This is a genomic window from Reyranella sp. CPCC 100927, assembly GCF_007859315.1.
GTDB lineage: Bacteria > Pseudomonadota > Alphaproteobacteria > Reyranellales > Reyranellaceae > Vineibacter.
On the sequence record NZ_VOHA01000002.1, the window covers coordinates 215065 to 227490 of the forward strand.

General features: G+C 65.5%; 13 protein-coding genes. 3 read left to right on the top strand and 10 right to left on the bottom strand.

Annotated features, from left to right (window positions below; all coding sequences use genetic code 11):
• Positions 1-29: 29 nt before the first annotated feature.
• From FQU96_RS07115 to FQU96_RS07125, 3 genes are all read right to left on the bottom strand, one after another.
• Positions 30-899 (bottom strand): fumarylacetoacetate hydrolase family protein, encoded by an 870-nt coding sequence (locus FQU96_RS07115; protein ID WP_146540175.1) that lies wholly within the window; start codon positions 897-899, stop codon positions 30-32.
• 171 nt (positions 900-1070) lie between these two features.
• Positions 1071-2486: a glycolate oxidase subunit GlcF gene (gene glcF, locus FQU96_RS07120; RefSeq protein WP_146540176.1), complete on the bottom strand. Its 1416-nt coding sequence runs from the start codon at positions 2484-2486 to the stop codon at positions 1071-1073.
• Positions 2487-2611: 125 nt separating this feature from the next.
• Complete coding sequence (locus tag FQU96_RS07125) at positions 2612-3958, bottom strand: FAD-binding protein (RefSeq protein ID WP_146540177.1); 1347 nt, start codon at positions 3956-3958, stop codon at positions 2612-2614.
• 224 nt (positions 3959-4182) lie between these two features.
• Between FQU96_RS07125 and FQU96_RS07130 the strand changes: the two genes are divergently transcribed.
• Positions 4183-4479 carry an HdeA/HdeB family chaperone gene (locus FQU96_RS07130; RefSeq protein WP_146540178.1) on the top strand — a complete coding sequence of 99 codons (297 nt, stop codon included), beginning with the start codon at positions 4183-4185 and terminating at the stop codon, positions 4477-4479.
• Positions 4480-4508: 29 nt separating this feature from the next.
• Here FQU96_RS07130 and FQU96_RS07135 read toward each other — a convergent pair whose 3' ends face one another.
• Positions 4509-4937, bottom strand: coding sequence for an endonuclease domain-containing protein (locus FQU96_RS07135; protein WP_146540179.1), 429 nt, complete (start codon positions 4935-4937; stop codon positions 4509-4511).
• A gap of 68 nt (positions 4938-5005) precedes the next feature.
• Positions 5006-6493 (bottom strand): FAD-linked oxidase C-terminal domain-containing protein, encoded by a 1488-nt coding sequence (locus tag FQU96_RS07140; protein ID WP_146540180.1) that lies wholly within the window; start codon positions 6491-6493, stop codon positions 5006-5008.
• Positions 6494-7063: 570 nt separating this feature from the next.
• Here FQU96_RS07140 and FQU96_RS07145 point away from each other — a divergent pair.
• Positions 7064-7465 (top strand): VOC family protein, encoded by a 402-nt coding sequence (locus FQU96_RS07145; protein WP_146540181.1) that lies wholly within the window; start codon positions 7064-7066, stop codon positions 7463-7465.
• Positions 7466-7787: 322 nt separating this feature from the next.
• The gene (locus FQU96_RS07150) at positions 7788-8108 is read left to right on the top strand and encodes a DUF4156 domain-containing protein (protein WP_146540182.1); all 321 of its coding nucleotides are present in this window, start codon (positions 7788-7790) and stop codon (positions 8106-8108) included.
• 195 nt (positions 8109-8303) lie between these two features.
• Here FQU96_RS07150 and FQU96_RS07155 read toward each other — a convergent pair whose 3' ends face one another.
• The 5 genes from FQU96_RS07155 to FQU96_RS07175 are packed head-to-tail and all read right to left on the bottom strand — an operon-like array spanning position 8304 to position 12405.
• Positions 8304-9527: a beta-ketoacyl-ACP synthase gene (locus FQU96_RS07155; RefSeq protein WP_146540183.1), complete on the bottom strand. Its 1224-nt coding sequence runs from the start codon at positions 9525-9527 to the stop codon at positions 8304-8306.
• Complete coding sequence (locus FQU96_RS07160) at positions 9527-10252, bottom strand: 3-ketoacyl-ACP reductase FabG2 (RefSeq protein WP_146540184.1); 726 nt, start codon at positions 10250-10252, stop codon at positions 9527-9529. Before FQU96_RS07160 ends, FQU96_RS07155 begins: the two co-directional genes overlap by 1 nt.
• The gene (locus tag FQU96_RS07165) at positions 10245-10721 is read right to left on the bottom strand and encodes a 3-hydroxylacyl-ACP dehydratase (protein WP_146540185.1); all 477 of its coding nucleotides are present in this window, start codon (positions 10719-10721) and stop codon (positions 10245-10247) included. The genes FQU96_RS07160 and FQU96_RS07165 overlap by 8 nt, the downstream gene beginning before the upstream one ends.
• Positions 10718-11908: a beta-ketoacyl-[acyl-carrier-protein] synthase family protein gene (locus tag FQU96_RS07170; protein ID WP_146540186.1), complete on the bottom strand. Its 1191-nt coding sequence runs from the start codon at positions 11906-11908 to the stop codon at positions 10718-10720. The genes FQU96_RS07165 and FQU96_RS07170 overlap by 4 nt, the downstream gene beginning before the upstream one ends.
• The gene (locus FQU96_RS07175) at positions 11905-12405 is read right to left on the bottom strand and encodes a DUF3261 domain-containing protein (protein ID WP_178130359.1); all 501 of its coding nucleotides are present in this window, start codon (positions 12403-12405) and stop codon (positions 11905-11907) included. Before FQU96_RS07175 ends, FQU96_RS07170 begins: the two co-directional genes overlap by 4 nt.
• Positions 12406-12426 lie beyond the last annotated feature (21 nt).

A 12426-nucleotide genomic window follows, 5' to 3' on the forward strand; every position in this document is an offset into this window, starting at 1 on the left:
AACGGACGGAGAGGTTCATCGTTTCTAGACTAAGCGCCCTGCGTGATGACGTTGCGCAGCACGCCGATCCCTTCGATCTCGATCTCGCAGACGTCGCCTGGCTTGAGCCAGGGCTGCGGGCTGCGCGCCATCGCCACGCCCGAGGGCGTGCCGGTGATGATGACGTCACCCGGCTCGAGCGTCATGGCCTTGCTGAGCTCGCTCACCAGGGTCGGCACGTCGAAGATCAGGTCGCCGGTGTCGCTGTCCTGCATCGTCTCGCCATTGACCCGGGTCATGATGCGCAGCGGAGCAGCGCCCTTGGGCAGCTCGTCCGGGGTGACGATGTCGGGGCCGAAGCCGCCGGTGCCGTCGAAGTTCTTGCCCAGGGTGAACTGACCACCCGACTTGCGCTGCCAGTCGCGCACCGAGCCGTCGTTGAAGCAGGCGTAGCCGCCGATGACGCCCAGTGCCTTCTCCTTGGCGACGTTGCGCGCCTTGCGGCCGATGATCACGGCCAGTTCGGCTTCCCAGTCGAGCTGCTCGGAGTGGCTGGGCCGCGGCATCTTGCCGTTGTGCGGCGTCAGCGTGTTGTTGAAGCGGCAGAACACCACCGGGTAGTCCGGGATCGGGTTCTTGGTCTCCTCGGCGTGCTTGCGATAGTTCAGGCCGATGCAGAGGATCTTGCCGGGATTGGGGATCGGTGGCAGGTACTTGGCCGACTTCTCCGACACCAGCGCGGCCGGCTTGGGCTTGGCGCAGGCCTTGGCGACAGCGTCCTGCAGCTTCTTGCCGCCGGCCAGGATTTCGACCACGGACTTGGGGCCGCGCGGCATCTGCTTGCTGAGATCGATCACCTTGCCGTCGACCTTGACGCCCACGACGGCCTTGCCATCACGCTGGATGGTACACAGACGCATGCTCTTCTCCCCTGAGGTTCCGGTGCGCGAACGCGCGGGCCGCACCATCGCGCGCGGCCGATAGGCGGTCAAGCGCGCGACTGAAAAACGAAGACGATGCCACGTCCTTCCTCCCCCAACGCAGTTGGGGGAGGTGCCCAAAGGGCGGAGGGGGAGCCGACGTGGTCTCAGTTACAGAGATCTCGTCGGGTCCCCTCCGCCCCTTCGGGGCACCTCCCCACTGCGTGGGGAGGAAGATAATGCGAAGCCCTTGCCCTCCAGCGCCGCCGGTAATGGCCCGCCGGTGACCCAGTCCAGCAGCTCGACGGTGTGGGCGATGGGGATCGCGGTGCCACCGCCGATCTGGCCGATGCAGCCGAAATTGCCGGCGGCGATCAGGTCGGGCGCGGTGCGAGCGATGTTGGCGACCTTGCGTTGGCGCAGCGTCAGGGAAAGATCGGGCTGCAGGACCTGATAGGTGCCGGCCCAGCCGCAGCACAGGTGGCCCTCCGGCACGTCCTTCACCACGAAGCCGGCCGCCCGCAGCAACGCCTTGGGCGGCTCGGTGAGCTTCTGACCGTGCTGCATCGAACAGGCGGCATGATAGGCCACCACCAGCGGCGTGCCGTCGGCGCGCACCGGCTGCCCGACCGGCCGCAGCCCGGCCGGCGCCAGCACCTCGCTGACATCCTTGGCCAGTGTCGCCACCGTGGCCGCGGACTGGCGCCACTGCGGGTCCTCGGCCAGCAGGTGGCCGTAGTCCTTCAAGGTCGTGCCGCAGCCCGACGCGTTGGCAACCACGGCATCGAGCGGCCCCTCGAGGTCGTCGACCCAGGCGGCGATGTTTTCCCGCGCCAGGTCACGGGCCTGCTCGCGCGCGCCGACATGCAGGACCGACGACCCGCAGCACCCCGCGCCGGCAGCGATCACCACCTCGATCCCGTGCCGGGTCAACAACCGCACCGTGGCTTCGTTGACCTGGGGCGCCAGCACCTGCTGGCCGCAGCCGTTCATCAGCGCCACGCGCTTGTGGCGCGTGCCCTCGGCCGCGAAGGTCTGCGGCCGGTCCACCGGCGATGGCGGCGGCAGCGGCACCGGCACCGCGTCCAGCATGGCGCGCAGCCGGCGGCCCACCGTGGCGCCGCCGACATCGCGGCTGGTATCGGGCAGCAGCCGCGCCAGCGGCTTGGCCAGTTGGCCCAGCACCAGCGACCAGCGGAACAGGCGCGGGCTGGGCATCAGCACGCCCAGCAACCGGCGCAGCAGGCGATCGCCCAGGGGCCGGCGATAGGTGTCCTCGATATGCGTGCGCGCGTGATCGACCAGGTGCATGTAGTTCACGCCCGACGGGCACGTGGTCATGCAGGCCAGGCACGACAGGCAGCGGTCGACATGGCGCGCGTCCTCGGCGGTGGCGGCGCGGCCCTCCTCCAGCATGCGCTTGATGATGTAGATGCGCCCGCGCGGGCTGTCGCGCTCGTCGCCCAGGGTCACGTAGGTCGGGCAGGTCGCGGTGCAGAAGCCGCAATGCACGCACTTGCGCAGGATCGTGTTGGCCGTCGCGATATCGGGTTCGGCGAGCTGGGCCGGGGTGAAGGCGGTTTGCATGTTGATCTATGCCAATAGCGAGCGAAGCGAGCCCTGGGAGCGCGGGCGTCCCGCCCGCATCAAGGCGAACGCTTTGCTCTTGCCTGACTTGAGCGGGCGGGACGCCCGCGCTCCCAGGATGAAGATCACGCCAGCCTCCCGCGGCTGAAGATGCCGGTGGGATCGAAGCTCTCCTTCACGCGGTGGCTGAGCGCCACCAGCGCCGGCGAGCGCGGCTGGAACACCGGCACACGCGCCCGCACCGCCTCGGGTGCCCGCACCAGGGTGGCATGCCCGCCGGCCAGCGCCGCGCGCACCACGACATGGGCGCCATCGTCGCTGCCGGCCGCGTCGAGCGACAGCCAGACCAGGCCGCCCGACCAGTCGTACAACGCCTGCGCATCGGGCCGTCGCTCACGAATGGCGGCGACGACCCGGGCGCCGTCGGTCGGCGGACAGGAGATCTTCCACAGCAGGGTTGCCTCTGACGATCGTGCGTCGGAGCCCCCCTCCCGTCGGCGCTGCGCGCCGCCGACCTCCCCCACAAGGGGGGAGGTGGATGACTCATGCCCCCTCCCCCCTTGTGGGGGAGGGTTGGGGTGGGGGGTTCCGGTGGGAGGCATGAGACCCACGTTGCGCACCTCGTCCCAGAAGGCGCGCGAGCGCATGGTGTGCAGCTCTTCCAGCGCCGGCGCCGACGCCGCGAATTGCGCGCGCAGCGCCTGCAGGCGGGCGGCGACCGAGGGTGCCACGCCCTCGACGCGGATCGCGGTCACGCTGCCGCCCTGCTGCGCCACCAGGTCGACGCCGCTGCGCGCGGCGAGCGACGCCGGCAGGTGCGCCGCCCCGCTCACCTCGTGCGGGCTGCCCATGGCATCGCACAGCGCGGCGACGGCGGCCTGATCGTCGAGCCCGACCAACAGCAGGGTGTGCACCTTCTCCGGCGCCGGCACGACCTTCACCGTGATCTCATCGAGTGCCGCCAGCGTACCCAGCGAGCCCGCCATCAGCTTGGAGAGGTCGTAGCCGGTGACGTTCTTCACCATCTTGCCGCCGGCCTTGAAGGGCTCGGCGCGGCCGTTGACGCCCTGGAAGCCCAGGAAGTGATCGCGCGCGGCGCCGGCGGCGATGCGGCGCGGGCCGGCGAGATTGCACATCAGCACGCCCGCCAGGCTGCCCTCGCCCGGCGCGCCGCCCAGGATGGCGCCGAGGTCGGGCGGCTCGAAGGCCAGCATTTGGCGGCGCTGCGCCAGCAGCGCCTCGACCTCGCGCAGCGCCGTGCCGGCCCGCACGGTGATCACCAGCTCCTCGGGCTGGTAGTCGACCACGCCCTCGATGCCGGCCAGCGACAGGGTGTGCGCGGCGGTATGCGGCGGACCATAGGCGCGCTTGCTGCCGCGCCCTTCGATGTCGAGCGCCACGGCATCGTTCAGCGCCCATGCCACGGTGCGCTGCAGCTCGCCGGCGTCGCGCGGTTTCAGAAGGACAGTCATATGGAGAAGATTTTACCGTGAATGGACTGGAACATCGTTGACCGGCGCCGGCTGATCATCGACGGTGCGCGCCGAGGGAAATCGGACGCGCCTGCGAGCTTGCCGTTGTTGGGGACGACGGCGCGGGCGTGCGGGGCGGTGGTTCCCATCGTCGCCCCGGGCCGCTGCTGAACGGGCAGCCGTGCCGCCACGACGTGGGGCAATGACGAAATGGGGAGTCCCCGATGCGCAAAGTCCTGATCGCCGCCCTTCTGGCGGCGACCACCGCCGTGCCGTTCACCGCCAGCGTGCGGGCGGAAGTCATCAACATGGCGGCCATCACCTGCAAGGAGCTGCTGGAGGGCAAGGAAGACGATATCGGCACCATCCTGATGTGGCTGCACGGCTACTACGCCGGCCGCAGCAACACCACGACCTTGGACACCGACGGCCTGACCAAGGACAGCGAGAAGATCGGCAAATACTGCGCCGAGAACCCGACCATCACCGTGATGCAGGCAATCGAGCGGATCTTCCGGTAGGGATTCGATCGTTATCATTCCACGCCGCCTCATGCCCCCTCCCCCCTTGTGGGGGAGGGTTGGGGTGGGGGGTCTGCCGGCAGGGCCTTGGCGATCTCCTCAAGAACGAAATCGGTGCGCTGGAAGACATCAGCGTTCCAGAACCGCATCACGCTGAAGCCCTGCGAGATAAGCCACGCGGTCCGACGTTCGTCATAGTCGTGGCGATCCTCGGCGTGCTGCCCGCCGTCGAGTTCGACAACGAGCTTCGCACCCAGGCAGACGAAATCGACAATGTAGCGCCCGATGGGCGCCTGTCGTCGAAACCGCCAGCCGTTGAGGGTGCGCCGCCTGAGCGCGTACCAGAGATGCCGCTCGGCATCCGTCATGTCTCGACGGAGGCGTTTGGCGCGCGTGATGGAAATCGAAGGCGTGGACGTGGGCATAGGCGACCTACCGCTTTGCGCAACCAGCAGCATCGTCTGTGGAGGCCCCCCTCCCCAACCCTCCCCCACAAGGGGGGAGGGGGAAGACCGGAAAGCACCCATCAGAATCTCGGGATGTCGGGGAATGGGACCTTGCCGTGGTGGACGACCAAGCGGCCCAGTTCGGCGCAGCGGCGCAGTTGCGGGAAGACCTTGCCCGGGTTCAGCAGGTGGTCGGGGTCGAAGGCGCATTTCAGCCGCATCTGCTGGTCGAGGTCGACCTCGCTGAACTGCACGCCCATCAGGTCGCGCTTCTCGATGCCGACGCCGTGCTCGCCGGTCAGCACGCCGCCGACCTCGACGCACAGCCGCAGGATGTCGGCGCCGAAGGCCTCGGCGCGCTGCAGCTCGTCGGCGTCGTTGGCGTCGAACAGGATCAGCGGGTGCAGGTTGCCGTCGCCGGCGTGGAAGACGTTGACGACGCGCAGGCGATGCTGCTTGGAGAGCTCGCGCATGCGCGACAGCACCTCGGTCAGCCGATGGCGCGGCACCGAGCCGTCGAGGCACATGTAGTCGGGCGTGATCTGCCCCACCGCCGGGAAGGCGGCCTTGCGGCCGGCCCAGAACAGCAGGCGCTCCTGCTCGTCGTTGCTGACCCGCACCGTGGAGGCGCCCTTGTCGCGCGCGATGGCGGCGACGCGCTCGATCAGGTGGTCGACCTCGACCGGCGGCCCGTCGAGCTCGACGATCAGCAACGCCTCGACGTCCATCGGATAGCCGGCGCCGACATAGGCCTCGGCGCAGTGCACGGCGTCCTTGTCCATCATCTCCATGCCGCCGGGAATGATGCCGGCGCCGATCACGGCGGCGACGCAATCGGCGGCGCCCGCCTCGCTGGGGAAGCCCAGCAGCACGGCACGCGCCGTGGTGGGCTTGCGCAGCAGGCGCACCGTGACCTCGGTGACGACGCCCAGCAGGCCCTCGCTGCCGGTCATGACGCCCATCAGGTCGTAGCCTTCCGAATCGAGGTGCTTGCCGCCCAGCCGCACCACCTCGCCGTTCATCAGCACCACCTCCAGGCCCAGCAGGTTGTTGGTGGTGAGGCCGTACTTCAGGCAATGCACGCCGCCGGAGTTCTCCGCCACGTTGCCGCCGATCGAGCAGGCGATCTGCGAGCTGGGATCGGGCGCGTAGTAGAAGCCCTCGTGCTGCACGGCGGTGGTGATGCCGAGGTTGGTGACGCCCGGCTGCACGCGCGCGCAGCGGTTGGGGAAGTCGACTTCCAGGATGCGATTGAACTTGGCCATGCCCAGCAGGATGGCGTCGCCCACCGGCATCGAGCCGCCCGACAGCGACGTGCCGGCGCCGCGCGGCACGACCTTCACGCCGTGGTCCTGGCAGTAGCGCAGGATCTGCGACACCTGCGCCACCGTTTCGGGCAGCACCACGACCAGCGGCATCTGGCGATAGGCCGACAGCGCATCGCATTCGAAGGGCCGCATGCCGATCTCGTCGGCGATCACGCCCTCGCCCGGCACGATGGTGCGCAACGCAGCCACGATCTCGGCGCGGCGCGCCAGGATGGCCGGATCCAGCGGCGGCATCTGCATGCTGTCTTCCTCTCCAATCGCTGCGGAGTTTCCCTCAATCACGCGCGTCGCGCATCACCTCGCGACAGGCGAGCGGCGCGATGATCTGTGATCGGCAGGCACGGATCGGCAGGGATCTGCAAAAGCGCGGCAGAAAGGGCAGATACGGCCAGAAAGTCATTTTCCCTCGCGGCTCCAAGTGCTTGCGACCCCTCGCCTGGCGCGGCCAACGGGTGGCCAAATGACGGTCAGAAACGGCCAGAAAGTCCGCCGGGTGCCGACTGTGTCTTGCCGTCGACCCGGTCAATTCATCGATCTTCGCTGTCGTCCCGAGCGCAGCGAGGGATAGGGACGGCGCCCGGATTCCTCGCTGCGGATGACAGCGTCATTGCTTGCTTCACGTCGCGGCGTTGAGAGCGTCCTTTGTACTCCCATGAAGGTCAAATATCAAGAACAAACAGACAACGCGCCACCTGAACGCACGCCGCCACGGGCTTCCTGTGTCATGTCACCGTCAAAAAATAGGTCTAGACAAGTTGTGTGCCGAGGGCGGCCCAAGGTGCCGCCTCTCCCCGTTGCCGAGGACGAACCATGCGCCCGATTTTCCACCTTTCCTTCCCCGTCACGAACATGGAGACCGCTATCCACTTCTACGTATCCCATCTTGGCGCCGAGGTCGGACGACAGGCCGAGACATTCACCGACATCCTGCTGTTCGGCGCTCAGATCACACTCCAGAACGACTCTGGAAACGTGACGGCGCCCATGCCGCGCTCACGGCACTTCGGCGCCACCATTGCCTGGGATCACTGGGAGCGGCTGGCACACGCATTCAAGGACGAAGCGTTCGTGGTCGAGCCGGCCAAAGTCTCGTACCAGGGACAGCCCATCGAACAAGGCAAGTTCATGCTGCGCGATCCCAGCAGCAACTTCATTGAAATCAAGGCTTACCGATCGCCGTCGGACGTTCTGGGGGCTTTGGCCGATCAATGAGAGGCGCCGCGTTCCTCTCCTCTGCCCGCGCGTGAGCAGAGGAGACGCCCATCTGCTGACACGATGGCCTCGTCCCTCCCCGCTCGCGCAGCTATCCTCGCGGCGCCAGTCCAGCAAAGGCCGGTCCGGGTCGCCCGTACCACGCACGGCGACCAACAGCGCAGCGCTCGCGTCATCGGAGAGTGCATGGATCCAGCGGTGTCGGATTGAAAGTCGCCGGCGGTCCGCATCGCAGGCGATGTCCGGGCCATGATACCCTCCGTGAGGATCGCCGATGGCTTTGTCCATGCTAGACTGCTGTCTACTAACGCAGTGAGCAATAATGAAATACAGAGTGCTTTGTATCGCGCTGGTCGTGTCAGCTTGCACCACGCCAATGACACCAGCTGGCATGCAGGTCCGCTTTGCGAAGAAAGAAGAGGTCGCCGGTTGTACGTTCCTAGGCCAAGTCACCGGAACATCGACACAGGCAGGCGTCCAGCGATCACAAGGGTACGAGAACGCTACCAATGATTTGCTCAACAACGCCGGCGCTCTTGGCGCGACGCATGTGGTCATGACGGACAATCGCGGTCCGCGCTATTGGTCGTTCGGTCAGAACGTGCGCGGTGATGCCATGCGATGTGGATCGCCGCCTAAGTGACTTCGTTGTCCTCCTGGAGTTTGTGATGTGATTGCAAACTCGGGACCGGGAACGAGACAGGGAAGAGCCGTTAGATTAGACGTGGGATGCAATGGGTCGCTTTCGCGCCAATGACGGCATCGCGTGATTTGCCGCCTGGCACGCCCCAGTAGCGTCACGGCGCTTCCCTACTCCTCGCCTGCGCTGCAGCTCCGCTTACAGACGCGCAAAAATCAACGATGTGTTGATGCCGCCGAAGGCAAAGTTGTTGCTCATAAACCGTTCGCAAGCGATGCGCCGTGGATTGCCAGCAAGGTAGTCGAGATCCCCGCACCGGGGGTCGATGTTCTTGAGATTGGCGGTTGGCACGAACCAGCCTTCGCGCAGCATCTCGATCCCAAGCCACGCTTCCAGCGCACCGCAGGCGCCAAGCGTGTGGCCGAAGTAGCTCTTCAGCGAATGGATTGGCGCGGCGAGTCCGAACACCGCGGCCGTCGCCGTCGTCTCGGCGATGTCACCAGCATCCGTCGCCGTGCCGTGGCCGTTAACCATGCCGATTGCCTCAGGCGACAGGTCAGCATCGCGCAACGCAAGCCGCATGGCGACTTCCATGGTCTCAGCCCGCGGCTGGGTCACGTGACTGCCGTCGGTGTTGGTGCCGTAGCCCACCACTTCGGCAAAAATCGGCGCTCCCCTGCCAAGCGCACGGTCATAGTCCTCGAGAATGAGCGTCGTGGCACCTTCACCAATGACCAGGCCGTCTCGGTCGCGGTCATAAGGCTTGGGCGTTGTTGATGGCGCATCGTTGCGGGTAGATGTCGCGAACAATGTGTCGAACACAGCTGCCTCGGTGATGTCGAGTTCCTCGGCACCACCAGCGATCATGACATCGGCCTTGCCCCACCCAATGGCTTCGTAAGCATAGCCGATTGCCTGGCTTCCCGACGTGCAGGCGCTCGATGTCGTAATAACGCGACCGGTTACGCCGAAGAACAGCCCGATATTCACAGCGGCAGTATGGCTCATCATCTGGATGTAGCTGGTGGCGTTCAGCGTCTTCGACTTGCCGTGCTGCATCAGTTCAGCAAATCCGAGAACGGGCGCCGGACTGCCGAACGATGATCCATAGGCAATCCCGGTGGTACCCGAACGAACGACAGGATCGTCCAAAAGGCCAGCCGTGGCCAGTGCCCGCTCGGTCGCTTGAACCGCCATTAGCGACACTGGTCCCATCGTCCGTGTTTTCTTGCGCGGATAGCGTTCACCACCGGAAAAGTTCGGCACAGGCGCCGCCAGACGCGTGTTGACACCCTCGAAACGATCCCATTCTGGCATCACGCGCACGGCGGTACGTCCAGCTGCGAGCGCTTCACGAATTACGGGCCAGTCATCGCCCAACGCTGTGACGCCGCCCATGCCAGTGACCACAACCCGCCGCATCAGATCATACCTCCGTTCACGGAGATCACCTGCCGCGTGATATAGCTGGCCTCGTCCGACATCAGAAATGCCACCAAACCTGCCACCTCGGCGGGCTTCCCGAACCGGCGCATCGGCACCAAAGCGCGCAGTTCATCGACCGGCAGTTCCTGCGTCATCTGGGTTTCGATCACGCCTGGGGCGACACAATTAACGGTGATGTTGCGCTTAGCGAGTTCGATCGCCAATGCTTTGGTGGCACCGATGATCCCAGCTTTCGTAGCGCTATAGTTGACCTGACCCCGGTTGCCGATCAACCCAGCGACGGATGACAGGGTGACAATGCGACCGCCTTGGCGGGCGGACACCATCGGCATGACGATCGGCTTCAGCACGTTGTAGAAACCGTCTAGATTAGTCTCCAGGACATTGTCCCAATCTGCATCCTCCATCGCTGGAAATGCGTTGTCCCGCGCAATTCCTGCATTGAGCACAACACCCCAGTAGGCGCCATGGTCTGCCATATCGGCCTCAAGCATCGCGCGACAGCGGTCCCGATCTGCGATATCGAAGGACAGTAAGCGGCCCTCAACTCCTGCTCTACGCACACCAGCCAACGCCTCATCCGCGCCCGCCAGGTCTGTGTGATAGTGAAGCACAATCGAGAAGCCGCCTCGTGCCAATCGTTCAGCAATCGCCCGCCCAATGCCCTTGCTGGCGCCGGTGACCAATACAGTCCTAGCCATCGCCATCCCCAAGTTGTCCGGCCAAGAGGGCCTCGGCATTCGCTGGCTGAAACACCGTCAAGCGGGCCATCACAGGCACTTCCTCGCCCGACCGAACGTCACAGTCGAAGACACCGACCTGCTCGTCACGAAATACCAAGTTGGACTCAACGGTCAATCGTTCACCCTCAACGAACCTTGGTCGTACTGCCCGAAAGCCACGTGCCCCCAGCAGCAAGCCTATTCGTGGCGGCACACCAGCCAACATCGCCTCGACGCCGACAAATGCTGCACATGCCTGTGCCATGTACTCAATGGCCACGTGCGTGGGGATACCACCGTCACGGAAGAACGGTGAGTCACGCCGGATCGTCAAATGTGCCGAGAGACTTCTGCCGGTAAACATATCCACCGCATCCAGCAGGATCGCCCGCCCGGCATGAGGCAGCAGCTGGTCGATCGACCAGGGCGGACGCAGCGAGTCGGTCATGCGTGGCCCATCACGAGAGCCATGTTACTCCCGCCGAACGCGAAGGAGCTTGTCAGCATCGACACACCGCGATTAGGCGGTAACCGCGAGTCCGGTGTAACCAAATTCAGTGATGGCAATTCGGGATCGGGAACACCATCCCACACATGCGGTGGCAAAAGGCAGCCCGGATTATATGCATGGGTCAACGCCAACCACAGGAACGCGGCTTCACAACCACCAGCCGCGCCCAGCATATGGCCCGTCAGCGGTTTGGTAGAACTCGCCGGCACCTGCCCGCCTAAGACCGCGGCGACGGCCTTACTTTCCATGGCATCGTTCAATGGCGTGGCGGTTCCATGGAGATTCACGTACGCGATGGCACTGCCGGGCAACCCAGCATCGGCAAGTGCCCTGCGCATGGCGCTTGCCGCTCCCAGTCCCGTCGGATCGGGTGCGCTCGCGTGGTAGGCATCCGAGCTTTCGCCTATGCCCTTCAGCATCACCTCGGCCTCGGTAGGCTCGACCAGAAACGCCGATGCACCCTCACCGATCGTGATACCGTCACGGTTGGCACTAAACGGGTTGCAATGCGTGGGCGAGAGCGCCTCAAGCGTGGCAAATCCATTGAGTGTCATACGCGAGAGCGTATCAGCGCCACCGACCACGGCTGCATCCACCACTCCCGATCGGATCAGCCGCCGCGCGGAGGCAAAAACCTTGGCGCTGGAAGAACACGCTACTGCAACCGTGTAGGCAGGCCCGCGCAAACCGAGATAGCGGACCGCATACTGCGATAGGCCACCGATTTCCTGCTGCTGGTAGTCGAACGTCGACGGCCAAACCCCTGTCCGTTTGCGCTCTGCAAACGCGGCTTCAGCATCGGCAATCCCCGACGTGCTGGTGCCCAGCACCACCGCAATCCGGTCGGGTCCATAGCGCCGTGCCGCGTCGGCGATCGGATCTCTGATCTCGTCCAAGACGACCTGCATCAGTCGATTATTGCGGCAGTCGAGTTCGGGAAATGGCGTCCGTGGCAGATCGCCAGCGACGGTACCTACCAGCACCCGTCTTTCCGGCACGAGGTCGTCGCGCGCCGCGAATGTGCCGCGGGTCCCGGAAAACAGCCCAGCGCTGTTGTCGGCCTTGCCGCGACCCAGCGGGGTCGCGATCCCCATCGCCGTCAATCCTAGCGGCCGCATCGTCATGGCGTGACCTCCGCGGACTTGATCATCAGTTCATAGCCCCACGCCAGATTCCGATAGTGCGACGACCGCGGCCAGCCCGCCAGTCGTTCCAGCGTGTGCTCGGCCCAGATTAGCTCGCGACCCTCCTGGTACAGCGCGCGGCGCCCGGGACTGACCATCAGAGTCACGGGCGATCCGCTGAAGGCGGCACGCAGGACGGTTTCGGGCCAGTAGAGAAAGACCAGATCGGCGAGCACATTGACCGGACGCAGCTGCCGTGGCACCCAGGGCGCGATGTCGGCTTCGATGCCGCGTGCCGACCATTCGATGGTCATCGCCCGGCGACCAGCACTATCGGTGCTGACCATCAGCACGCGCTGCGGTGTCACGCTGAGACGGCTTTCGAACGTCACCGACCGCTCGCCGTAGCGGGCGATGATCATCTGAGCGACGTCAACGCTGCGGCCAAGGTCGGCCGGACCGGGCAAGGTCATGATGACGCCTGGAGAAACCGCCACTACGCCATCCGGCGCGCGCCC